22 protein-coding genes are annotated in these 22638 nt (G+C 44.7%); 13 read left to right on the top strand and 9 right to left on the bottom strand.

Annotation, left to right across the window (positions count from 1 at the left end):
- Positions 1 to 2: 2 nt before the first annotated feature.
- The 8 genes from nqrE to OPS25_RS14245 all read left to right on the top strand — a co-directional run bounded on the left by nqrE (position 3) and on the right by OPS25_RS14245 (position 5869).
- Complete coding sequence (nqrE, locus tag OPS25_RS14280; RefSeq protein ID WP_265618518.1) at positions 3 to 611, top strand: NADH:ubiquinone reductase (Na(+)-transporting) subunit E; 609 nt, start codon at positions 3 to 5, stop codon at positions 609 to 611.
- A gap of 20 nt (positions 612 to 631) precedes the next feature.
- Positions 632 to 1864 (top strand): NADH:ubiquinone reductase (Na(+)-transporting) subunit F, encoded by a 1233-nt coding sequence (gene nqrF / locus OPS25_RS14275; RefSeq protein WP_265618516.1) that lies wholly within the window; start codon positions 632 to 634, stop codon positions 1862 to 1864.
- Between the two features lie 66 nt (positions 1865 to 1930).
- Positions 1931 to 2953, top strand: coding sequence for an FAD:protein FMN transferase (locus OPS25_RS14270; protein WP_265618515.1), 1023 nt, complete (start codon positions 1931 to 1933; stop codon positions 2951 to 2953).
- Between the two features lie 11 nt (positions 2954 to 2964).
- Positions 2965 to 3198: a (Na+)-NQR maturation NqrM gene (gene nqrM / locus OPS25_RS14265; RefSeq protein WP_265618514.1), complete on the top strand. Its 234-nt coding sequence runs from the start codon at positions 2965 to 2967 to the stop codon at positions 3196 to 3198.
- Between the two features lie 137 nt (positions 3199 to 3335).
- Positions 3336 to 4412, top strand: coding sequence for a DNA polymerase IV (gene dinB, locus OPS25_RS14260; RefSeq protein WP_265618513.1), 1077 nt, complete (start codon positions 3336 to 3338; stop codon positions 4410 to 4412).
- The gene (locus OPS25_RS14255; RefSeq protein ID WP_265618512.1) at positions 4409 to 4636 is read left to right on the top strand and encodes a DUF1653 domain-containing protein; all 228 of its coding nucleotides are present in this window, start codon (positions 4409 to 4411) and stop codon (positions 4634 to 4636) included. Before dinB ends, OPS25_RS14255 begins: the two co-directional genes overlap by 4 nt.
- Before the next feature lie 72 nt (positions 4637 to 4708).
- Positions 4709 to 5560, top strand: coding sequence for an MBL fold metallo-hydrolase (locus OPS25_RS14250; RefSeq protein ID WP_265618511.1), 852 nt, complete (start codon positions 4709 to 4711; stop codon positions 5558 to 5560).
- Between the two features lie 174 nt (positions 5561 to 5734).
- Positions 5735 to 5869 (top strand): hypothetical protein, encoded by a 135-nt coding sequence (locus OPS25_RS14245; protein WP_265618510.1) that lies wholly within the window; start codon positions 5735 to 5737, stop codon positions 5867 to 5869.
- Between the two features lie 361 nt (positions 5870 to 6230).
- Here the strand turns inward: OPS25_RS14245 and OPS25_RS14240 are convergent, their stop codons facing one another.
- From OPS25_RS14240 to OPS25_RS14230, 3 genes are all read right to left on the bottom strand, one after another.
- Positions 6231 to 6794: a hypothetical protein gene (locus OPS25_RS14240; RefSeq protein ID WP_265618509.1), complete on the bottom strand. Its 564-nt coding sequence runs from the start codon at positions 6792 to 6794 to the stop codon at positions 6231 to 6233.
- Positions 6795 to 6952: 158 nt separating this feature from the next.
- Positions 6953 to 8596: an amidohydrolase gene (locus OPS25_RS14235; RefSeq protein WP_265618507.1), complete on the bottom strand. Its 1644-nt coding sequence runs from the start codon at positions 8594 to 8596 to the stop codon at positions 6953 to 6955.
- Positions 8597 to 8600: 4 nt separating this feature from the next.
- The gene (locus OPS25_RS14230; RefSeq protein ID WP_265618506.1) at positions 8601 to 9602 is read right to left on the bottom strand and encodes a serine/threonine dehydratase; all 1002 of its coding nucleotides are present in this window, start codon (positions 9600 to 9602) and stop codon (positions 8601 to 8603) included.
- An 84-nt stretch (positions 9603 to 9686) separates the two neighbouring features.
- Here OPS25_RS14230 and OPS25_RS14225 point away from each other — a divergent pair, with 84 nt between their 5' ends.
- Complete coding sequence (locus OPS25_RS14225; protein WP_265618505.1) at positions 9687 to 10061, top strand: PH domain-containing protein; 375 nt, start codon at positions 9687 to 9689, stop codon at positions 10059 to 10061.
- Positions 10062 to 10183: 122 nt separating this feature from the next.
- Here OPS25_RS14225 and OPS25_RS14220 read toward each other — a convergent pair whose 3' ends face one another.
- Together OPS25_RS14220 and OPS25_RS14215 are read right to left on the bottom strand one after the other, a co-directional pair.
- Positions 10184 to 12004, bottom strand: coding sequence for a S8 family serine peptidase (locus tag OPS25_RS14220; protein WP_265618504.1), 1821 nt, complete (start codon positions 12002 to 12004; stop codon positions 10184 to 10186).
- Between the two features lie 239 nt (positions 12005 to 12243).
- Positions 12244 to 14451 (bottom strand): S9 family peptidase, encoded by a 2208-nt coding sequence (locus OPS25_RS14215; protein ID WP_265618503.1) that lies wholly within the window; start codon positions 14449 to 14451, stop codon positions 12244 to 12246.
- Between the two features lie 160 nt (positions 14452 to 14611).
- Between OPS25_RS14215 and OPS25_RS14210 the strand changes: the two genes are divergently transcribed.
- From OPS25_RS14210 to OPS25_RS14195, 4 genes are read left to right on the top strand one after another with little or no spacing between them, the layout of a single operon-like run.
- A complete protein-coding gene (locus tag OPS25_RS14210; protein ID WP_265618502.1) occupies positions 14612 to 15250 on the top strand; it encodes an NAD(P)H-binding protein in 639 nt (212 codons plus the stop codon).
- A complete protein-coding gene (locus OPS25_RS14205) occupies positions 15240 to 15989 on the top strand; it encodes a tRNA1(Val) (adenine(37)-N6)-methyltransferase (protein WP_265618500.1) in 750 nt (249 codons plus the stop codon). The genes OPS25_RS14210 and OPS25_RS14205 overlap by 11 nt, the downstream gene beginning before the upstream one ends.
- A gap of 29 nt (positions 15990 to 16018) precedes the next feature.
- The gene (locus OPS25_RS14200; RefSeq protein ID WP_265618499.1) at positions 16019 to 16372 is read left to right on the top strand and encodes a hypothetical protein; all 354 of its coding nucleotides are present in this window, start codon (positions 16019 to 16021) and stop codon (positions 16370 to 16372) included.
- 32 nt (positions 16373 to 16404) lie between these two features.
- Positions 16405 to 16914, top strand: a complete 510-nt coding sequence (locus OPS25_RS14195) for a YgjV family protein (RefSeq protein WP_265618498.1) — start codon at positions 16405 to 16407, stop codon at positions 16912 to 16914.
- Here the strand turns inward: OPS25_RS14195 and OPS25_RS14190 are convergent.
- From OPS25_RS14190 to OPS25_RS14175, 4 genes are read right to left on the bottom strand one after another with little or no spacing between them, the layout of a single operon-like run.
- Entirely contained in the window at positions 16909 to 18216 is a 1308-nt protein-coding gene (locus tag OPS25_RS14190) for a glycosyltransferase family 2 protein (protein WP_265618497.1), read from the bottom strand. The two genes, OPS25_RS14195 and OPS25_RS14190, sit on opposite strands and share 6 nt — an antisense overlap.
- The gene (locus OPS25_RS14185; RefSeq protein WP_265618496.1) at positions 18213 to 19625 is read right to left on the bottom strand and encodes a TackOD1 domain-containing metal-binding protein; all 1413 of its coding nucleotides are present in this window, start codon (positions 19623 to 19625) and stop codon (positions 18213 to 18215) included. The genes OPS25_RS14190 and OPS25_RS14185 overlap by 4 nt, the downstream gene beginning before the upstream one ends.
- A gap of 1 nt (position 19626) precedes the next feature.
- Positions 19627 to 20625 (bottom strand): HlyD family efflux transporter periplasmic adaptor subunit, encoded by a 999-nt coding sequence (locus OPS25_RS14180; protein WP_265618495.1) that lies wholly within the window; start codon positions 20623 to 20625, stop codon positions 19627 to 19629.
- On the bottom strand, positions 20622 to 22616 hold the full coding sequence (locus tag OPS25_RS14175) for a hypothetical protein (RefSeq protein ID WP_265618494.1): 1995 nt from the start codon (positions 22614 to 22616) through the stop codon (positions 20622 to 20624). The genes OPS25_RS14180 and OPS25_RS14175 overlap by 4 nt, the downstream gene beginning before the upstream one ends.
- Positions 22617 to 22638 lie beyond the last annotated feature (22 nt).

Genomic DNA, 22638 nt, shown 5'->3' with positions numbered 1-22638 from the left:
TTATGGAATATTATTTATCTTTATTTGTTCGCTCGGTTTTCGTTGAAAACATGGCGTTATCCCTGTTTTTAGGGATGTGTACTTTCCTTGCGGTTTCAAAGAAAGTAAAAACTGCAATGGGACTAGGGGTAGCGGTAATCGTGGTACTGGGTATTTCAGTGCCGGTTAACCAGATAATTTATGTCAACATTCTTGCCCCTGGCGCGTTAGCGTGGGCAGGCTTCCCTGACGCCGATTTAAGCTTTCTTAATTTCTTAACCTTTATCGGTGTAATTGCTGCACTGGTACAGATTCTTGAAATGAGCTTGGACAAGTTTTTTCCTGCACTGTACAACGCCTTGGGTATATTTCTTCCGTTAATTACAGTTAACTGCGCTATCTTTGGTGGCGTCGCATTTGCTGTACAACGCGAGTATAACTTCACCGAGAGTATTGTTTACGGTATTGGTAGTGGCTTTGGTTGGGCAATTGCAATTGTTCTGCTTGCTGCAGTACGTGAAAAACTTAAATATGCTGATATGCCCGATGGTATTCGTGGCTTGGGATCAGTATTTATGATCGCGGGTCTTATGGCCCTTGGCTTCCAGTCGTTTACTGGTATTCAGCTTTAATCAAGCGTGGGAGCAATTAAATGAATCAGGTAGAAATCTATCTTGGCGTGGGCATGTTTATTGCCATCGTGCTTGCGCTTGTCTTTATCATCATGTTCGCCAAGTCTAAGCTTGTGCCTAGTGGTGATGTTAAAATTACCATAAACAACGACCCAGAAAAGGCCATTCACACTGAGCCGGGTGGGAAGTTGCTTGGTGCACTTGCTGACGCTGGTATTTTCGTATCATCAGCCTGCGGTGGCGGCGGCTCATGTGGGCAGTGTCGTGTGGATGTTAAATCAGGGGGAGGGGAAATCTTACCTACTGAATTAGACCACATCACGAAACGTGAAGCTCGGGAAGGTTGTCGCTTATCCTGTCAGGTTGCTGTTAAACAGGATATGGATATTGAGCTTCCAGAAGAAGTGTTCGGTATCAAGAAGTGGGATTGCGAAGTTATTTCCAACGACAACAAAGCCACTTTCATTAAAGAGTTGAAACTTAAAATTCCAAATGGTGAAAGCGTTCCTTTCCGCGCTGGTGGTTATATTCAGATTGAAGCGCCACCTCATCATGTGAAATATAAAGATTTTGAGGTTCCTGAGAAATTCCGTGGCGACTGGGAGCGTTTCGGTTTCTTCGATATTGAATCAAAAGTAGATGAAGAAACTATCCGTGCATACTCGATGGCAAATTACCCGGAAGAAGAAGGCATTATCATGTTGAACGTGCGTATCGCTACGCCGCCACCAAATAATCTTTCGTTACCTGCCGGTAAAATGTCGTCGTACATTTGGAGCTTGAAAGCTGGCGACAAAGCAACGATTTCTGGTCCGTTTGGTGAATTCTTTGCCAAAGAGACTGAAGCTGAAATGGTGTTTGTCGGTGGTGGCGCCGGTATGGCGCCAATGCGCTCGCATATATTCGATCAACTTCGTCGAATTAAAACGAATCGCAAGATAAGCTTCTGGTATGGCGCTCGCTCATTGCGCGAAATGTTCTACGTAGAAGATTTCGACATGCTGGCCAAAGAGAATGATAACTTTGAATGGCATGTAGCCTTGTCGGATCCTCAGCCTGAGGACAACTGGGAAGGATATACTGGATTTATTCACCAGGTCTTGTTAGAAAATTACCTGAAAGATCATCCAGCGCCAGAAGACTGCGAATTCTATATGTGTGGACCACCAATGATGAATGCCGCCGTTATCAATATGCTTAAAGATCTCGGTGTAGAAGACGAAAATATCATGCTTGATGACTTTGGTGGTTAAGCAGGGTTAGGAATAAGTATGAAGGGGGCGTAAGGCCCCCTTTTTTAGCTTCAATAGTGAGATATTGTGTTTAGGCAAAATTTTGTAGCCAGTTTATGGCTTGCGACACTTTTTATTTTAGTTGGCTGTAGTGGTAACACCTTACCCGTAGTGCATCTGCAAGGCAAAACTATGGGGACGACCTATAACGTTAAATACGTGGTCGCTGAACAAGGTGAAATAAATGGCCTGCAAGAACAAATCGACTTGCGTTTGGCGCAAATCAATAAGTTGATGTCAACGTACGATCCGACCTCTGAGTTGTCACGTTTCAATCAAAATCGCTTTACCGATCCTGTGACTTTATCCAAAGAAACATCCGCGGTGATAGCAGAAGCGTTGAGACTGGGAGAGTTAAGTAACGGCGTGCTGGATATTACAGTTGGTCCGCTGGTAAATTTGTGGGGATTTGGGCCGAACAAGCGTCCTGAGCGTACGCCTGATAATGAAACTATCAGTGCAGTAAGAGAATACGTTGGGCTTGACAAAATCAAGCTGAATGGGACCACGCTTAAAAAGTTGCACCCTATGGTGTATGTTGACCTGTCCACCATAGCTAAAGGATATGGGGTGGATGAGGTTGTTGCGATACTGGAAGACAATGGTCTGAAAAATTATCTTGTTGAGATCGGCGGTGAAATGCGCGTTTCCGGGCATCGAGGAAATGGCAAAGAATGGCTGATTGCGATTGAAAAACCGGTATCTAATGAACGCAATGTTCAACGAATTGTCTCAATTGGTGAACATGCGATAGCTACGTCAGGTGATTATCGTAATTTCTACGAACAGGATGGTGTTCGCTATTCACATCTGATTGATCCGCGCACCGGCAAACCTATACAACATAATTTAGTTTCCGTGACAGTGGTCGATAAATCATCAATGACCGCCGATGGGCTCGCCACCGCATTTAATGTTATTGGCTGGAATGAGGCGAAAGCATTAGCAGAAGAGTATAAACTCGCGGTTTATTTAATTCGTAAAAATGCTGGTGAATTTGAAGAGTATGCCTCTGAAGAATTTAACCGCATTGTTGAAATGCACGATTAGAGAGGTTTTTAATGTCGACATTTATTCTGGCATTCGTTTTCTTTTTGACCATGGTCTTTGCCATGGCCATAGGTTTTGTAGTGCAGCGAAAAAGTATCTCAGGCAGTTGCGGTGGCTTGGGGGCATTAGGAATTGAAAAAGCATGCGATTGCCCAGAACCCTGTGATCGCAAAAAAGCCCGTATGGAGAAAGAAGAAGCCCGTCAAAAAAAATTAGATGAATGGAAGCAAAACCAGATATTATAGTTTCAATGCAGCTATCGCGCTGCATTGAAAGTAGCACCTACTCCTTTTTTTTATTTTTTTATTCGCTGGCTAAGGTGATTTTTGTTCCAAAATTACCCTATAATACTGTCTTTGTGTACAGTTGATCTGGGCGTTTTGTGCGAAAAATTATTCACGTAGATATGGACTGCTTTTATGCGGCGGTTGAAATGCGTGACAACCCGGCCCTTAAAGACGTACCCATTGCGATAGGCGGCAGCGCTAAGGGCAGGGGCGTTATTTCCACCTGTAACTATCCAGCGCGAAAATTTGGTATACGTTCCGCCATGGCGACTGCGTACGCATTAAGATTATGTCCTAATTTGATACTTATTAAAGGACGGATGGAGGTCTACGTCCGTGAATCACAGAAAATTAGACAAATATTTGCTGACTATACCGATTTAATCGAGCCCCTCTCATTGGACGAAGCCTACCTTGATGTCACTCATGTAAAGCTTTTCTCGGGTAGTGCCACGCGAATTGCAGAAGATATAAGACGGCGCATAAAAGAAGAATTGCATCTCACAGCTTCAGCAGGCGTTGCGTCGTGTAAATTTGTGGCAAAAATTGCCAGTGATGAAAACAAACCGGATGGGTTGTGCGTGGTCACACCTGATCGACTGGATGAGTTCGTACGCAGGTTACCATTAGGAAAAATACCAGGGGTGGGCAAAGTGACAGTGCAAAAGTTAAGCAGGTTAGGCTTGAATACCTGCGAAGATGTACGCCACTATCCGTTTGAACGCTTACAAAAAGAGCTGGGTAAGTTTGGCGTAGTCCTGTACAACCGTGCGCACGGCGTCGACGAGCGCAGCATTAACACCAGTAGAGAGCGCAAGTCTATCGGGGTTGAGCGTACATTGCGTGAAGATATTCACACCCTCAGCGAATGTGAACAATTATTGCCGGGTTTATTTGAGAAAATACAAAAGCGGGTCCACAGTTACGAGTCACGCTCAGGCCAAGCTATCCGGATTAAGTCATTGGGTGTTAAGCTTAAATTTAACGACTTTCAGTTAACCACTGTTGAACATAAGCATACTCAATTATCACTGCCTTATTTTAACAGCTTGCTGGAGGAAGCCTTTCAACGCGCACAGCAGCGCGCAATCAGGTTAGTAGGTTTACACATCAGCCTGGCCGAAAATACGCCATTCGAACAACTGATTTTACCTTTGGATACGACAATATGAAAAATAACAACAGTCACCCGCTACCCGGATTGTACCGGCACTATAAAGGCAATGAGTATCAGGTATTGGGTGTGGCAAGACATTCTGAGACAGATGAATTAGTAGTGGTCTATAAGCCCTGTTATGGCGAACAGGCACTTTGGGTAAGACCATTAGCGATGTTTTGTGAGACGGTTTGCCTGAATGGTCGGCATGTCCCGCGATTTGCTTACGTAAAAGAATAATCTGGATATTGGCTGTAAATAAAACTTTCAACTACAGTGATACCAACTCAATAGTTTAAATTAAGGAATATCATGCGCCTACGCCAACAATTCATAGCAGCATTAGTGTCGGTAATATCGTTTTCTGCCATTGCCACAGACAGATTCGCAGATACTGAAATCAAAGACACTTCATTAGGTGGTTCAATTCATATGTTATCGGGGCAGGGTGGAAACATTGGTGTTTCTGCTGGTGAAGATGGGCTCCTTATCATTGACGATCAATACGAACCCTTAGCTGAAAAAATTGCCGCTACCCTTTCAAAACTTGGTAGCGACGCACCAAAATTTATCATCAATACCCATTTTCACGGTGACCATACCGGTGGCAACAGCTGGTTTCACACTCATAAAGATAGCACCATCATGGCACATGAAAATGTAAGGGTAAGGTTACTGTCGGATGAAAAGGTAGATGACGCCGCACTGCCAGTAGTGACCTATCAGGATGGCATTAAAATTCATTTTAATAATGAAACGCTGGAAATAATTCATCTTCCCGACGGGCATACGGATGGTGACAGTGTGGTCTGGATAAAGGAACCTAATATCCTGCACACCGGCGATTTATTTTTTAACGGCCTCTTTCCGTATATCGATCTGCAATCTGGTGGCTCGGTAAAAGGGTATATAGAGTCGGTAAAGAGCCTGCTAGCAAAAATTAACGACACCACTAAAATCATACCGGGACACGGCCCAATAGCAAACAAAGAGGATTACCAGAATTTTCTTGCCATGATTGAGCAAACCAAAGCCTTTGTCGAGAAGCACAAAGCGGAAGGTAAAAGTGTAGAAGAGATCGTAACGGTGGGTTTAGATGAGAAGTGGAAAAGTTGGCATTGGAGCTTTATCACTGAAGAAAAGTGGATAAAGACGTTATATTAATATTTACAACATGCCGGTCTGACCCAGTAATCTCGATAGTATCCTTGTTTTGTAGATTGAAGAAAAAGATTCGAACTAACATCTTTCTCGCACGCAAGGGTGAACTAGGCGTATTTGGCACTTGTAACTATGACTTTGATTGCGAACACTCCAACTCCACGGTATTACGCTGTTGTGTTCACCTCACACCAATCTACTAAAATCGAAGACGATGCCAAGGGGGCTGATAAAATGGTTGAGATGGCAATGCAGCAACCTGGCTTTCTTAGCGTAGAGTCTTCAAGAAAAGATGTGGGGATGGCGGTTTGATATTGGACTGAACTGTCTTCCCTAAGACTTTGGAAAGAAAATGCTGAACATATCATCACGCAAACATTAGGTCGTGAAAAATGGTGCTCAGCGTTTGAAACACCCATAGCCAGGGTAGAGCGAGATTACGACGGTAACCACGAATAAATTACATTATCTCTGTTTCGTAAAAAGGCCTGTGGATAACCTCTAAGGGTTTTAACGCACAAATGCTCTGAAGGGGAGAGTTTCTCGGTCAGTTCATTCAGATGTGGGTTTGCTAAGACGCTTTCTACGTTCTTTCCTTTTGAACGCAGTCTGCAATGAGGAATACCGTTTTCCTTTAGCTGGATGTCGCTACTATTAACACATCACCACGGGATTATGCAAGATTAGTCAAAGTCTGATTAAATAATCCTGCGCCAATATTGTACGCAAAGTAAAGTGAAATTATCCAGTGCAGCCACGGTTTTTCTATCGTTATACATAAAAATAGCAACAAACAACCGACCAGTTGGCTGATAACGTATAGTTGATTAAAGTGATCGAATAAACCGTACAAAATGATAGGGACACTTAATAAATACGCAGCGAAGGTACTAAAAAAAATCACTCTGTTCTTACGGTAGAACTGCCAAAGATCGCAACTCTCGCCTATGCGATTTGGCAATACTGCTGAGCTAAACAAAAAGGTTAATGTAGGAAGTAGACTCAATACAAAAAGGTTACCTGCACTGGTAACTTTGAAATTTTCCATAATCTGAAAAAATGCCCACCATCCATTGATGATAGCGGTAAAACAGACCGCCGCCCACACGAAAGGCACTGGGTGCATACGCACGTGCTGGCGTTCTTCGACCAGTCTATAAATGCTAGAAAGCAGATCAGCTATCGCAATGCCATAAATGATGCTGATAAACGGGATAATGTAATCAAATTGCTGCATATAAACGCGTTATCCTCTGTGCATATTCATTATGTGCAAACTCTTCCATGTTGCGGAATCCATGCGGTTAAGTTACCTTGGATAAGCACGCGGCATGACTGGTAACCTTCTAACAATGCAGCTATAAAGTCTAGCCTTTCAATCTTTCTGCTCGAACCTTACTGCTGTGGGCGCTTAAACACTTCTTTGCCAGCAATCCAAGTCTGCAACACCTGTGTTTTCCAAATATCTTTTTCTGAAATGTTGAAAATATCCTGATCAACTAAGATAAAGTCGGCCCATTTTCCGGGCGTCAGAGTGCCGATTTCTTCCTCCATATGTGCGGCGTAAGCTGCATCGAGTGTGAAACCTTTAAATGCCTGTTCGAGGGTAAGGGCCTCTTCAGGGTACCAACCCTTTACCGGCTGATTATCTCTGTCTTGTCGAGTGACCGCAGCGTGAAGCCCATAAAACGGGTTAGCTAATTCAACCGGGAAGTCTGATCCCAGCGGTACTCTCACCCCAGATTTTAATAACGTCTGCCAGGCATAAGCGCCTTTAATGCGTTCTTTACCCACGCGGTCTTCCGCCATATTTTTATCACTGGTTGCGTGGGTGGGTTGCATCGAAGGTAATACACCAAGCTCAGCGAAACGCGGTAAATCACGAATAGCTATTACTTGTGCATGCTCAATGCGATTGCGTAAATCTTTTCCGCCAGCCATTTTGAAAGTTTGTTCAAATTGATCCAGGGCTAATCGGTTCGCCTTGTCGCCAATAGCATGATAATTAAGTTGAAAGCCGGCACCGATTACTTTGTTAAATAGAGTAGGCATATCATCCTTGGGAGTGAGCAGCAACCCGTGCTGATGCTGAGCATCACTGTAAGGTTTTAACAAAGCAGCCCCACGGCTGCCCAATGCGCCATCACCATACGCCTTCACGCTGCGGATTACCAACATGCCTTGCGGGTCGATTATGTTGCCCCTTTCAAGTATTTGATCCAATTGAGGATCAGTGGCGCTAACCATTGCATATACGCGCAGCGGTAATTTTTCTTCAACCGCCTTTGCCAAGTAAAATGTATACACTTTGTGGCCTATTCCGGCATCGTGCATGCTGGTTATGCCCTGGCTCAGTAAATGTTCACCAGCAGCCCTTAGCTGGGCATGCATGACGTTAGCAGATTCATGTGGTAAATGTTTTTCTATCAGACTCATAGCGTTATCTATGAGTACGCCCGTAGGGTTACCTTGGGCATCGCGAATAATTTCCCCTCCTGCGGGGGCGCGAGTCGATTTGGTCACGCCTGCTAGTTCTAATGCCTTACTATTTGCCCAGCCGGCGTGTCCATCAACGCGAATGAGCCAGATAGGTTTATCTATGTTTAATTTATCTAAAGAAGATTTTTTTGGAAAGGCTCGATCAGACCATAGTTCCTGATTCCAGCCACGGCCTGTAATCCAATCAAGATGAGCCTTTCCTAACGCATATTCTGCCACAGCCTGAGCGGCTTCTTTTTCGCTGGAAGTGTTGCGTAAATCAACTTTAAGCAGATTATCACCTAATCCCAACAAATGGCCGTGAGCATCAATCAGTCCTGGTAACATGACATGCCCGTTACCATCAATGATTTCGGCTTCCACTGGCGAGCTTTCGGGATCCAATGCCTTAACTTTTCCCTGGTCAATTAAAAGTGAGGAAAATGTCACTAAATTTCCCTCAGGGTTGAGTGTGTAACCTTTGACATTGTTAATCAATGTTGCCGCATTTAGGCTAAAAGCAGCAAAAATCAGGGTAAGAAAAATCAGCGTTTTCCTCATGAGCTCACTCCTGTTCAGTAATATTGGGTGGTTGTAGCAAATAATCAGTTTGCCATATTTTTAACATTGACTGCTGACTGATGTTACCCCCGGTCAACAGCACAATTGCCGTCTGACCAGACGGCGCCGAAAGCGCCCAAGAGACGACCGCTGCCATGCTCATGGCACTGGTTGGCTCCACATGCAGTTTTAATAAATGTTGGAGCCATTGGGTCCAGTACGTTATTTGCTGTTCATTAACTTCATAAAATTCGTCGAGCTGCTGAATATAGGGAAAGGTTAAATCACCCAGACAGGGGGTGGCTGCACCGTCTGCCAGGGTATCGGGGGTTTCATTTAACGTTTCAATCTTTCCACTTTGCAATGACCGCGCCGCGTCATTTGCTAACAAAGGCTCACTGCCAATGACCTTGGCTTCTGGTAGCATCGCACGCGCTGCGATTAGTGAGCCACTCAGTAATCCACCTCCACCACAGGGAGCAAAAATCGCATCAGCATGTCCGGCATCTTCAATTGCTTCCAGCGCGCAGGTTCCCTGACCGGCGATAATATCAGCGTGATTATAGGGTGGGATCCAGACGGTACCCGGTTTTTCTGCAGCTTCGCTCACCGCAATATCAGCTTCTTTACGGGTATCGAAAAGCTTTAGTTCCGCCCCATAACTTTGGGTCGCCGCGGCCTTCACTTCCGATATTGTTTGTGCAGCGAAGATTGTTGCTGGAATGCCATATTCCTTCGCCACGCAAGACACCGCCTGAGCATGGTTTCCTGAGCTGTTGGCTACGATATGTGTGGGTAACCTGTCCGTTTCTTCTAGATGGGCAACAAAATTAGTAGCCCCGCGGATTTTAAATGCGCCCACCGTTTGTAAACAGTCGGCTTTAAACAAAATGCGCTGCCCCAGCCACCTATTTAACAATGATGACTCTAAAAGTGGTGTACGCTTAACTTTGTGGTGTATTCGGCAATATGCTGCCTGAATGTCAGCGAAAGTAATACTTGTCATTTATTAATGGGTAATATAGTTCGTTCGTTATATTGCTACACTATCACTGTAACCGTGTGAAAGCGAAGGATAAAAGGAGATGCTATGGGACTGTTAGACACATTGATGGGTAATGCCAGCGAAACCAACGCAGAGGAAGTTAAAGACGAGTTGGCTGCTATTCTGGCCGACAACGAACAAGTCGTGAAGGCCTACAAACTGGTAAGAGATCTGGTGATTTTCACCACCGGACGCGTCATGTTCATTGATAAGCAGGGATTAACCGGAAGAAAAGTAAATTACCACTCGATTCCATATCGTGCCATTACTCAATTTGTGGTGGAATCAGCAGGACATTTTGATACCGATTCAGAGCTGACACTATGGGTATCAGGACAGAACTCACCCCTTAAAATAGAGCTGAGTAAAAATGCGGCTCAAGGCGTTCAGAAAACCCTGGCCCAACAGTTATTTGGTTAAACAAAGGTTCTTTAGAAAAACGTTTTGGCCTTTAGTTTCAAACCACCATTAAAAAGCCGGTAATCAATTAATTACCGGCTTTGGGATGTCGAGCAAGCGGTTTAACCGCTTAGGAGTTTTCTTTAAAACACAACACTTACGGTTGCAGAACAGGTGGTTGAAGACGCTTCACACACCTGATACTGATAGCTGCCGCCACCTTTTGTATTCAGGTTATCTGTATAGGCGCCGTCGTTAGCCGTAGTAACGATTTTTGCACCATTGCGGAAAATATCCACATTGGTAGTTGCTGCGTTGCCCCACGTCAGGTCAACTCGTTGAGTGCCCTGTACTTTGTAGCCATTTGCATTAAGTGTTAAGTCACTACCGCCGCCTGTACCGCCGCCAGAACAACCATTTGCTGTCAGATAAGCAGATGCATCAGCTGCCTGTACGATGCCGTGACCGAAGTATGCATCTTTGCCTGCTGCACCAGAATCCAACGCTGTGGCTTTAAATGCCGCACGAATGTCTTCACCTGTACACGTAGGGTGATTTGACCAGACAAGCGCCGCTAAACCAGCTACTGCAGGAGTAGCCATTGAAGTACCGCTCATGAATCCGTAGTCGCTCGCACCAATACTGATATCCATGTTAGCTGCGGCAAGAAGCGCTGAACGGTCTTCCTGTGCTGCACCAACAGCTGGGATTGTTGTATTGTTGGTTTCGCCAAGAGTGCCGTAAAGCATGCCGGGTTCATTGTTAACGATAACAGCACCGATACCGCCTGACATTTCACAGTTATTCACTTTGTCGTAGAACGAAATGGTACCACGGTCGATAACACATACTTTGCCTGCAGCGCCAGCATCAACTGAATCGCCAATTCCCATAAAGTACGTTGCACCTGATGCGTTTCCGCTGTTTTCCATAGCAGAAGAGTCAAAACCTGCTCCATCGGCAGTCAATGTTGACATTGTCGCCATACCCGCAGGGTAGGTGGACAGCGTATCTACACCGCCAGCGGTTACTTCCACACAAATCGTCTCGTCGGTGGTTACGTTCTTGCCACGTCCAGTAGTGCATGATGGGAACTGAGAGAAATCAGCGATATTATTGTCAGCGTCGTTCGCGCCGATCATCATAACGGCAGGGTAGCCAGCAGGATAAGAGCGAACTGAATTGCCGTCGTTACCTGCAGCCGCGACTACAAAGCCACCGCCATTTACGAAATCAATAAACGCGTTTTCTTCTGTGCTGTTAGCTCCGCCGCCACCAAGGCTCATATTAATAATGTTCGCACCGGCCTGTTGACAAAGTTGTGCAGCATGAGCCAAGTCAGAGGAATAGCCCCAGCCCGCTTCATTAAATACTTTGATAATGTGCATATCAACGCCAGGGGCCATACCGACCACACCATAACCATTGTCTGCGGCACCGATGGTACCCGCTACGTGGGTACCGTGGGGACCACCGTGATCAAACCAGTTGCCGGTGCCTGGGTCATTATCCCCGGTGATGCCACTCCAAATGAAATCAGAGTTGGAGCTGTCTAGACCGGAGTCGATTACGCACACTTTCATTCCCGCGTTGGCGTTAAATACCACCTGGTTAGCTTGGGATTGATAAACAGCATAAGGTGTAACCTGGGTTACCATAGGGTCACCGGCATCATCATTGAACAATGCCATTGGGCGACGAACCAGATCTTCTTCAACTAATTTAACATGCGGGTTATTCATTAACCCCTTAACTTGCTCAAGTGACTTCCCTGTAAACGTTGCAGCTATAAATCCATCGGCATCAACTTTGATGTCAGCACCAGCTTGCTTAGCAATTGCTTTTACAATGCCTTTGCCGTTATTTTCGACCTGAATGATGTAGCGATCATTATCCGCTACTGCTGACGCACTTAATGCTAATAAAGTAGCAGCGAAAGCAGGTTTTACTGTCGTTTTAAACATAGACTTCTTCTTCACTTGTGTTGTTAAAGTTGGGTGTCGGTATCGAACCAGACTTTTTCTATATTATAAATTCGAATGAAATTCGCACGACTAACCATATAAAAATATCCTAACTGTTACAACATGTAACAATTTGTTAAATTTATGATTTAGGGTAACTCTATGTTTTGTCGTGATTTTTAATGTGAGGCGCCGAAGGGGTAGAATAGGGCTTGAAAAATACAAGCCCTATAAACTGGCTATTTATTAGGATGAAGGTTTCGATTGAAGAAGTTGCTAATGGTCTTATACAAGTGAATTCCTGTCGCTTTACCCTTGATGCTGTGTTTCTTGCCTGGGTAATCCATGGTTTCGAAAGGGATTGCCTGATCCTGTAAATGCTTATAAAGACGGGTACTGTGAGTAAACAGTACATTGTCATCCGCCATTCCATGATAAATCAATAATGGCCCTTTGAGGTTGTCTGCATAGGGAAACACGGAAGCATCAGTATAAGCCTGGTCATCGGTTTGCGGATTACCCATATAGCGTTCAGTATAGTGCGTATCATACATACGCCAATCAGTTACCGGTGCGCCCGACACACCCGCTGCGAAATAATCTGGCGCTTTAAACATTGCCATCAGGGTCATGTAACCGCCATAACTGTGACCATGCACACCAATTCGCTCTGCGTCGACATAGGGCAACGTGCGCAAGAACTCCACACCGGCGACCTGATCATCGACTTCGATTGATCCCATTTTTTTATAAATAGGATCTTCAAACGCTTTCCCCCGGTAGTTGGAGCCTCGGTTATCCACACTGAACACTACATAGCCCTGATCTACCCAGTACTGCATCAGTAAACCGCGACTGCCATACCATTTGTTCTGGACCACTTGTGCATGCGGGCCACCGTATAAAAATACGATTGCAGGATGCTTCTTTTTCAAGTTTTTGGGTTTAAAAATACGATAATGCAGAGTGGTACTATCTTTGGTCTCGAAGGTACCAAATTCAGGTTTTGTCCACCCAGACACATACGGCGTCAATGGGTGCGTCTGATCCAGTTTATTTTCTTCAAGCCAGGTAATTTGCTTGCCATCAGCCTGATGCAGGCTGACCTGCGGAGGACGGTTAATGGTGGAAACGCTGTCTACATAGACGCTTGCATCTGCACTGAACTCAACCTCGTGGAATCCTTCTTCGGTGGTTATCCGAGAGATTTTTCCGCCTGCTAACGATACTGAATAAAGGTGGCTTTCGATGGGGGTATCTTTGCGCCCCGTAAAGTACACTATTCCCTCAGCTTCATTCACCGCTTCAAGGTTATCTACCACCCACTCACCTTGTGTAAGCTGGCGAACTTGGTTGCCATCATTTTCCATCAAATAGAGGTGTTTGAAACCATCTTTCTCTGAAGCCCAGATAAACTGCGGTGACTTTTTCAAAAACGTAAGATCGTCGTGTAAATTTATCCACGTATCGCTCTGTTCAGTAAGTAGCGTCTTTTGTGCTTTTGTCTCTACATCGTAAGCGCGCAGTTCCAGTTGTTGCTGGTCGCGACTTTGCCATTGATAAGTGAAAGTTTTGCCATCCTGCATCCACTTGCCACGGGCAAGATAAATATCTTCATGCTTGCCTAAATCAACCCACTGGCGCTCACTGGATTGAATGTTCTGAATTGCCAGTTTGACGTTAACATTGGGTGTGCCTGCTGCTGGGTATTTCTGCTCAATCATTTTAATTTCATCAGCATAAATTTCAGAGCGCGTTATCACCTGTACGGGGGCCTCATCAACTTTAGTAAACGCGATAAAACGTTCGTCGGGTGACCACCAGTAGCCGGTCATCCTACTCATTTCTTCCTGAGCGACAAATTCGGCCATGCCAAATTTGATATCACCCCCCCCTTGTTGGGTTATGGCGGTTTCCTTGCCTGAAGCAATATGCTTGATATACAGGTTCTGGTCGCGAATGTAGGAAATAAAATTACCTTTTGGCGAGAGCTTGATATCGGTTTCAAATGCTTCAGTATCCAGCAGTCGTTTCGCTCCCTGTTCGCCTAGCTTATGATAGTAAGCGTCACCGCCTAGGGGAAAAAGCAATGCTTTGCCATCTGCAGACCATTCATAACTGACAATACCGGTCCCCTTTAATCGCATCCGTTCGCGGCGGGCTTTCTCCTCATCGGACAGCTCTACTTCGCCAGTTGTGAGTTTGTCAGAATCAAATAACAGACGGGTTTTACCTGAAGCAATGTGATATTCCCAGAGGTCAAGTTTTTCATAATCGGATTCTTTCCCCTTAAGGAAAGTCACCCGCTCAGCATCTGGAGAAACCTTTAACTCAGTCGGTGCATTACCATCCAAGGAAGGGGACTCGAAAATGCGTTCAATCGTTAACGGTTCTGCTTTCGCAACGGTGGTGAGCATAATGGCTCCGCAAAGTAAGGCTTTTTTCATTCTAAATGTCGTCTTATATATGCAAAGTAAAAAGTAAAAAGTAGCTAGACTACATCAATTCGTTTTATTATGTGATCAGCTCAGCGATGGCAGAGCAATTCTAAATAAGTGATTAGGCACAACGAATCAACAGTGCTTGTTGGCAATAGGATGGCATAAGGTGGCGCAATTTAAAACGGCATTGGTCCTGGGAGCAACGGGACTGGTCGGAAAAGCATTAATAAAACAGCTGCAAAACGATCCTAGATATAAGCAAGTAACCTGCTTGGTCAGGCGTCCTATGCCTTCATCGGTGGTATCGCATGAACAGAAAAAAGTGAATTGGCTGGTCATTGATTTCGAATCGCTGCAAGAGTATGAAGGCTACTTTAAGGTGGACCATGTGTATTGCTGTCTGGGAACCACCATTCAAAAAGCTGGCAGCCGAGAGGCCTTTCGAAAGGTTGACTTCGAATATGTGCATGTTGCCGCGCAGCTTGCCCGTGCGCAGCGTTGTAAAAGCTTTGTATGGATATCTTCGATTGGCGCAAATGCCAAAAGTGCTAATTTTTACTTGCGCGTGAAAGGAGAATTAGAAAATGCCATTATGGGAATGTCACAGCTCAAAAATGCTGCAGCGGTAAGACCCTCACTATTGCTCGGTGAGCGTCATGAAAATCGTCCGTTGGAAGATATCGCCCAAACCATCGCCCCTGTCTTGGGCATGCTTCTGGTCGGACCGTTAAAAAAATACCGGCCGGTATCGGCCATCGAAGTGGCGCATGAGATGATTAAACTTCAGGTCTTTGATGGCGACTAAACGCTCCGTGTTTGCCTGTAAACAGTTTGTGGTCGAACAGCACCACTGTGCGATGAAAGTTAATACCGATAGCCTGATATTAGGAAGTTGGGCTAGCCCTGCTTCGGTCACTGGGCCTATTTTGGATATTGGTACTGGTAGCGGTATATTGGCGTTGATGATGGCGCAAAAATCGCAAATGTCATCTGTCTACGCCATTGAAATCGACCCGGACGCAGCACAGCAAGCAGATAAAAATTTCGCCGCATCGCCGTGGTCTAAGCGCATGAACGTAATACTAATGGACATAGCGCAATTTACGCCAACACAACATTACGCCACGATTATTGCCAACCCGCCCTATTTTGCTGCGCCGATTAGCTCCAGCCGTGCCTATATCCAGCTTAATCGACACAGAGAGCGAGCTAGAATTGATCACGGGTTATCGATTTCAACACTATTTCATTGGGTGGCGAAGCATTTAATAAAAAATGGTTATTTTTATTGTCTCTATCCTGCCGCGCGTGAAGCAGAAATTTTATCAATGGCTAAGACTGTTAATTTAGTCTGTGATGAACTGTTAACCGTACGGCACAGTGAAGAGAAACCCGCCCATGTGGTGGCGTTTAAATTTAGTCAATCCGAAAAACGAGTTACCGAGTATCTAATAAATAGGCAAACCCTAGTTATAAGAAATCAACAAGCGCAATACAGTTCAGAATTCAAAACGCTGTGCAGAGACTTTTATCTGCACTTTTAACGGCATCAAGCTACATCACGGAGGCAAGTATGTTACCCGAATGTATCGAAAAGATTGTCAAGCGGATCCAGATTCAGCCCTTCCAATGGCGCGACACCGAATGGCGCGTCCCGAAATTTCAAGTCTATGCCATCTTAAAACAGCCGGTGGCTGAGCGTTTTGTCTATCATGAAAAACAAAAAGTAGCCATTTTGTCGCTGGACAAGTATGATGTTCCGCTTTTTGATCCTTGCCATCATGATATGGATTGCATGCCGGCTTATGCGGTGATACTTAGCCACACCAGTGGTAATCGCTTTGGCTTGTTCGCGTATCCTGCAGATACGGTGTTGAAACCATTTTCTCTGCCTAATGACCATACAATGATTAGCAAGCTTCGTTGATGTTATCTTCTAATTGTCTGTAGGGTTTGTCTATGCAGTTCTGGGCTGAGGGCTTTGGTGCCCTTGCAGTAATTTTCAATTTTATTGGTTATCGTCAAAATACCGTAGAACGCTATCTGATGGTGTCAGCGGTTGCGCTTTTTTGCGTAAGTATTCATTTCTTTATGTTGGATGCCATGGCCGCGGGCATTGGTTGTTTATTAGCCAGCATCCGAAATGTCGTGGCGCTTAAGAACCGGGGGAAAGGCGTACTCATCGGTTTCGTCGCGGCTAACTTGGCGTTTCTCGCTTACGAATGGTTTATTTTGAACCACGGCTGGCTGATTTTCTTTGCTTACTCATCCGCGCTTATTTTCACCATTGGTTCAATCGTGTTGCGTGATGCTACCCGTATTCGTCAATGGTTTATTCTGGCAGAGATTTTGGGGCTCATATATGCAGTCGCTGTGGGCAGCATCTTTGGTACCATTTTCAACATTACGAATCTGACCAGCATTATCACCAAGCTGGTGCAGGATAGAAAACTCAAACAAGCCTCATAATTTTTCTTTCTTGGCGATCCGGGACACTTTCCATGGGTTCCAAGGATCGTCATACGATGTCTTATGCAGAAACTCCATTAAATACGCGTAGGTTCTTACCGCTCGTAAGTATAAGCCTGTATAGAAGGGCATCAGGGGTAGAAAAAAGGGAGTTAATCCATCTATCGCTCGATAAGAGGGAGAGATCAGTGCGCGGGCAACCACAAACTGAATAATATTCGCGATAAAATACAGAAAGTAGTTGATGATAAAAACATAACCTAAATAGTGCGGCGCAGTATAAAGCATGTAGATTACGTAAATTATCCATTTAAAGTCGAAAAATACGTTAAATACGATGTTTTCGATGATTGAAAAAAAAGAGGAACTTCGAAAGTTAGCTGCGGGTGCCAACATATTTAAATGTTTACGCAAACGAAAGCGAACTAATGAACGGTCCCAGCGATATCGTTGTCTACGCAGATTAGCGAATTTTAGCGGCACGTTGGTATAGCACACAGCATGTACCGCATGGACTACCCGGTATCCCAACTTGCGTATTTTTAGCGTGATGTCGCCGTCCAGCCCAGGACCTACATCCCAGCCATAAACCTGGGCGAGTACATCTTTTCGAAATGCCCCATGTGCGCCAGAAATAATCCGTAAAATCCCCAATTCCGAAGCGGCGACCCGACCCGCGCTTATGGTTTTGATATACTCAATTGTTTGTAATCGAGTAGCGAAACTGTCATCTTCGTTGGCGACTCGGACATCCCCACCGACAGCACCTACGCGCTCGTCTAGGTAAAAGGGAAGTAATATCTGCTCTATGGCATCTTCAGCTAAGTGGGAGTCAGCATCAATGTGAATAATGTATTTGCCTTGAGAAAAGCGCAGCGCTGTATTGGCACCAGAGGCTTTCCCTCCTCTGACTTCATTGCGAAAAAAACGGTCTATCTTACCTTGTTTAAGTAGCTGTCGGCATATCATCGCCGTATTATCATCCGAGCCATCATCCACAATAATCAGCTCGAAATTATTGTATGTTTGATTGCTGAGTGAGTTGGCGAGCGCCGGAATATGTTTTCCTTCATTTTTACCCGGCACGATGATGGACACAATGGGACGCTCAGCAAAAAGCTGATGACGTGCATATGCGCGTTCACGTTCTCGACGTTTTCTGTTGAATAAAAACTTAAAAATAAGCAGTGATTCAATGATCACATAGCGCAACATATCCAACAGGAAAAAGGGCCAGAAATAAGCCAAAACCTGTGCAAGCGTCAGATTTTGAACAAACGCAAACAGGCCGGTTAAGCTCATTCTTCCTTAACCTTCAGAGCATTTTCTAGCATCAGATTCAAATCACTTGAACTGTCTATCCCGTAAACACGAGTTGATATTCCCACTGACAGCTCTTCTGCTAAATTGGCAGCAAATAAATCCTGAATGGCAGTCTTTAATCGGTTAAGGGCTAGGTTGGCGTTCTCTTCGGATGTTTCTGTCATCAAAATAACAAAAACACTTTCGTTTAATGCCGAAATTACATCAGATTCTCTAAATACTGATTTAAACACGGCACTAATTTCTTTAAATAATTGTTCAGTGCGTTTGCCTAAGCGTTGGAAAATACTGTCGAGATTTTCGAAATAAATGGTTGCCACACAGCTGGTGGACTTTTTGTAGCGTGCAATACGTGCTTTTTCTATATGTATAAAGCTTTTAAATTCGCGATTGCTGTACAGCTGAAGGTCTGTTTGTAAAATGGAGGTAAATAATGCATCCAAACCATACAGCGCCGCATTAAGACCTATGGCACTTAGTTCATAGGCGTAAATGTCTTCCACCGTTACGTCATCAATACTGGCTTCGCTTTCGCAGGTGTAGCATTGGACCTTAAGTAAGGGATCCTGAAATTGCAATGTACATTGCTGACATTGATATACGATAGAAGGTTTATCGTAATCGACACCGATATGTTTTAGTCGCTCATCACATTTAGGGCATATGAGCAGATTATTGCGTTCAAAATGCGAAAGATTATCCACATGGCCACATTTAAAATGATGAATTAACTCTTCTTTTTTTAAATTCTCTGCTCCGCAATCGGTACAGGTTTCGATAAAATTTAAAAACGCACTTTCACAGGTGGGACAAAAATGGGCGCGTTTGAAAAATTCCCGTCCCACAAATTGTTGCTTATGTAAAAAATCTAAACTGTTGATAGAGCTGTCGTCATTGCGGGCAAAGAAAGGTTCTACTGCAGGATAAACAAACCCTCTGGTGTTAGCGGGGGTTAACATTGGTTCCAGACGTTTATTACGGCTAGCCATCAAACGCAATATCTTAAACGGGATGCTGCTATCCGAGGAATGGGTATCTAAGTTAGGTACCCTCTCCAGCCACTGCGAGATACGTTCAAAAAGTGCGCTTTTAGTGGTCGATGTATGCCCCAATTGAGTCACGGATATACATTCATCAAACTGTTTTTGTAAAGAAGCAGGTGGTTTTTCTTCATCAAATACCAAAGCCAAAGGCATTAAATAAATACGCGGATGTGGGTGTTGACGAATACTCTGTACCCAATGGTGCAGCTTTCCTTTTTCACCCTGCTGGAAGTGAAAAACAGCCGCTTTGGTTGTTTGCGTGTCGGCTAACAACTGCTCAATTGAAGAAGTTCGTATATCAGGCAGTACAAAGGATGCTTCAGTGGTAATACCATAGATGTTCATTTCACTCTACTCCTTCGACTAAAACCTGAAACTTATCAAAGCGAACCCATTTCTGTGCTTCTGTAACATCGGTGGGTACCAAGGTAACCTTTAGTTGAGGTAACACGGGACGGTAGTTGTCATACTCTAAGTCGTGGCGACCAGTAGCAGACGAAGCGATCTGAACTACCCTGCCGCTTGAGTGAGATTCATCGGGTAGAATAATTGAAAGGGTATCGCCAACGACAAGATCATTAAACTCACTGACCTCAAGATATGCTGTAAGAGTAAGTTTTGGATTGTCAGGCATGAGTGTCAATATAGTTTCACCCGCCTTGACCGCATCTCCCTGAGTGGCAGGCACGGCTGCCACCGTGCCTGACTGATTTGCCACAATCGCGCGAGGGCGGCAGCGGGCCGGCTCGATCGTAGGGGGTAACGCAGTTAATTCGTGATACCTTGCCTCTAACGCCTTCACTTTGGCTTTTTCAACGTTTATTTCTGCCTGTTGTTTGGCTAATTTCAGACGTAATTTATCACTTTCGTTGTTCAGGGGCGCGTTTACTTCCAATGCTCGCTTAAGCTTTCTGTCTTGTGTCTGCAATCGTTCATATTCCCGCTGGTCAATTTGATGTTCATCAATTAATAATTGCAGGTCGAATTTCGCGTCCTGAATTCGGTAACGCAAAGCGCGCTCATCTTTTGTGTTGTCTTCAGGTTCACAGGTTTCCAGTGGTGAGACCATACCGATGATGTCGCCGCGGGAGATTTGCTGGCCATGTTCGGGCGCAAAGCTAGTAAGTAACCCGGAGTAGGGCGATTTTATGCTAAATGACTGGGTTTCAATCACCCCGGCAGTCTGAATAGTAAATGCCTGTTTCCACACAAAATACAGTACATACAGGCAAATGCCGATCAAGAAAATAATATAAAGCCACTGGGTAATAATGGGGGTTTTCTTTCTTGGAGGATGTGAATGCGGTGCGGCGTGTAACACACTCTTTTTATTGTGAAGTTTCATGGCAACTGTTCCCAACTAATTACGCCTTTGGCATCGTGAATCGCAAACTCATTCACACCCTCAGTGGTAAGGCGACGGATCATTTTTTCCAGTTCATATTCATTAGCAAAATCATTCGTTCTCAGCGCTGCAACGAATTTATCGCGGCCGATAATCGGCAGTAATTTACTGGCTCTACGCTTAATCACCTCCGCTACGGGTGATTCATAAAGCATGACATACATGCGTTTTACTAGTGGTTGAAGCTTGCGGTAGGTGCTTTCCTGCCAATGAAACGGGACTGAAATAGAAAGTTCAAGGTCAGGGTAAGCTGTCCTGATAGCGCTTATCAGCTCAATATAGTCCTGCTGATAGGCATCCTTTTTCTCGTCATAATCTGCGAGTACCTGAGGTTCAATATCCAGATGTACCGTGTGGGCATACGTGATTACGTTACCAATATAGGATAATGCTTGTGGGCGTTTGTCTTTGCGGATCCATGTGTTCGTGCTTAACATCAGCTCAACAGGCTTATTCTTTTTCTTTTGCTCAGCTATAAACTCAGTCAGTTTAGGTAAGTTTGTATTTTTAGAAAACGAAACAACTGGGCGATGAATTTGTTTCGTACGCAGCAATAAATGCAGCTGTGCGTTACTCATCTGATTAAATGTATCAGACCATATATACATAGCGCGCAAGTTAGGTCGGTGACGGTTGGTTAACTCGACGTTGGGCGCCGGGGCAAGTTTGTCAGCGGTAAAGGGGACGTGACTAACCAGAAAGATATTGTTAATTCGGGCATACAGTTCTCGTTTGGCCTCGAGTAGCTCGATGGCAGACTCAGCGTAGTTTTTAAGGCGGGCGACAACAGCAGACGGACGCAATGACTCATTCAGCGACTGTTTGACTAACACCCTTCGAATACGCTCATTAGCTCGTTTGTAGCGGTATTTTTGGGTGATAACCCGCTGTAATTGCTCCTGATAGCTAGTATACGCGTATTTTATACGTTGAATGCGCTCCCAGGTGTCAGCCTCGGCATCTTTTTCTATCCGGTTCAGCTTTAAAGACTCATCTACTTTTTGCTTGAAGGTAATGGGCATGGAAAAGCGTAATCCTGCTACCAGGTCGTCCCTCTGGGAGGCGAGGATATCTAACTCTTTTCTAAGAAATAGACGTAACCGGGCACCATTCTGGTAAGGGTTGGTATTTGCGTATTCCTGTCGTTGTAGTCGCTGAACCGTATGTAAGCTTGTATTATTCTGAGTCGCCAGCAGGATGGCATCAATATCTACGTCTATCAGCGGCGGGTTCGTCACATGTTCTTGTGCTTCGACAGTACTTTCTAACTGTTCAATCTGGTAGCGTAACTGCACCACTGACTCTTCAGACAGAAGTAACTCGTCAAGATAGCTATCCCCTTTAAAATAGGCTTCTTCCTCCACCAGATAAACTTTTTCCATCAAAGCCAATAAGGTACGCTTTAAAGAAAGTAAGGTGCTGTCGAAACGTGCGTGAATTTGATACTCTCGACAGCGGTAATCAAATGTCTGTTTGCGAATATCATATAAAACTTTTTCTAATTGCGCCTTGCGTTTAAAGTCTTTGCTACGGTGTTGAAATTCTTTATAGCCGTTATCTAACACGTCCCAAGACAATTCAACATACGTACTGCCTTGCTCATCGAAGTCGCTGGATTCAATATCGCCACTGGTTAATCCGGCTCGCAGCTCTATGCCATAATTGTGCTTCCAGTATTCGGCCTGTTCTTGCAGATAGGGTGAAATACCATGCGGCAAAATACGCGCTGCACATGAGGTATTAAGTATCGCCGCAGCATCCGTTAGCGCTTGCGGGGTTTCCATCACCTGCAGCGTTTCATTATAAGCTTGTTCGAATGTTTGCCAGAATTGTTGGGGAGTCAAGTTGGTGGTTTGCGCCAGGGCGGTCGGCCCTAATGCGATCCCTGCCAATGCTATGGCGAAATTTAAACATCTGGAAAAATAGCGCATAATTTATTGTACTTGTTTATAT

The sequence above is a fragment of the Alteromonas aquimaris genome (assembly GCF_026183695.1).
GTDB classification, from domain to species: domain Bacteria; phylum Pseudomonadota; class Gammaproteobacteria; order Enterobacterales; family Alteromonadaceae; genus Alteromonas; species Alteromonas aquimaris.
Note: the sequence above shows the minus strand (reverse complement) of the source record. Positions and strands in the feature narration are given on the sequence as shown.

What these genes read in the sequence shown, in the direction of transcription:
- OPS25_RS14190 (WP_265618497.1), bottom strand. Translation starts at nt 18,216, where the DNA reads ATGAGCTTAACCGGCCTGTTTGCGTTTGTTCAAAATCTGACGCTTGCA.
- OPS25_RS14240 (WP_265618509.1), bottom strand. Translation starts at nt 6,794, where the DNA reads ATGCAGCAATTTGATTACATTATCCCGTTTATCAGCATCATTTATGGC.
- OPS25_RS14220 (WP_265618504.1), bottom strand. Translation starts at nt 12,004, where the DNA reads ATGTTTAAAACGACAGTAAAACCTGCTTTCGCTGCTACTTTATTAGCA.
- OPS25_RS14230 (WP_265618506.1), bottom strand. Translation starts at nt 9,602, where the DNA reads ATGACAAGTATTACTTTCGCTGACATTCAGGCAGCATATTGCCGAATA.
- nqrM (WP_265618514.1), top strand. Translation starts at nt 2,965, where the DNA reads ATGTCGACATTTATTCTGGCATTCGTTTTCTTTTTGACCATGGTCTTT.
- OPS25_RS14205 (WP_265618500.1), top strand. Translation starts at nt 15,240, where the DNA reads ATGGCGACTAAACGCTCCGTGTTTGCCTGTAAACAGTTTGTGGTCGAA.
- OPS25_RS14225 (WP_265618505.1), top strand. Translation starts at nt 9,687, where the DNA reads ATGGGACTGTTAGACACATTGATGGGTAATGCCAGCGAAACCAACGCA.
- OPS25_RS14255 (WP_265618512.1), top strand. Translation starts at nt 4,409, where the DNA reads ATGAAAAATAACAACAGTCACCCGCTACCCGGATTGTACCGGCACTAT.
- OPS25_RS14185 (WP_265618496.1), bottom strand. Translation starts at nt 19,625, where the DNA reads ATGAACATCTATGGTATTACCACTGAAGCATCCTTTGTACTGCCTGAT.
- OPS25_RS14250 (WP_265618511.1), top strand. Translation starts at nt 4,709, where the DNA reads ATGCGCCTACGCCAACAATTCATAGCAGCATTAGTGTCGGTAATATCG.
- nqrF (WP_265618516.1), top strand. Translation starts at nt 632, where the DNA reads ATGAATCAGGTAGAAATCTATCTTGGCGTGGGCATGTTTATTGCCATC.
- OPS25_RS14215 (WP_265618503.1), bottom strand. Translation starts at nt 14,451, where the DNA reads ATGAAAAAAGCCTTACTTTGCGGAGCCATTATGCTCACCACCGTTGCG.
- OPS25_RS14180 (WP_265618495.1), bottom strand. Translation starts at nt 20,625, where the DNA reads ATGAAACTTCACAATAAAAAGAGTGTGTTACACGCCGCACCGCATTCA.
- nqrE (WP_265618518.1), top strand. Translation starts at nt 3, where the DNA reads ATGGAATATTATTTATCTTTATTTGTTCGCTCGGTTTTCGTTGAAAAC.
- OPS25_RS14175 (WP_265618494.1), bottom strand. Translation starts at nt 22,616, where the DNA reads ATGCGCTATTTTTCCAGATGTTTAAATTTCGCCATAGCATTGGCAGGG.
- OPS25_RS14235 (WP_265618507.1), bottom strand. Translation starts at nt 8,596, where the DNA reads ATGAGGAAAACGCTGATTTTTCTTACCCTGATTTTTGCTGCTTTTAGC.
- OPS25_RS14200 (WP_265618499.1), top strand. Translation starts at nt 16,019, where the DNA reads ATGTTACCCGAATGTATCGAAAAGATTGTCAAGCGGATCCAGATTCAG.
- OPS25_RS14195 (WP_265618498.1), top strand. Translation starts at nt 16,405, where the DNA reads ATGCAGTTCTGGGCTGAGGGCTTTGGTGCCCTTGCAGTAATTTTCAAT.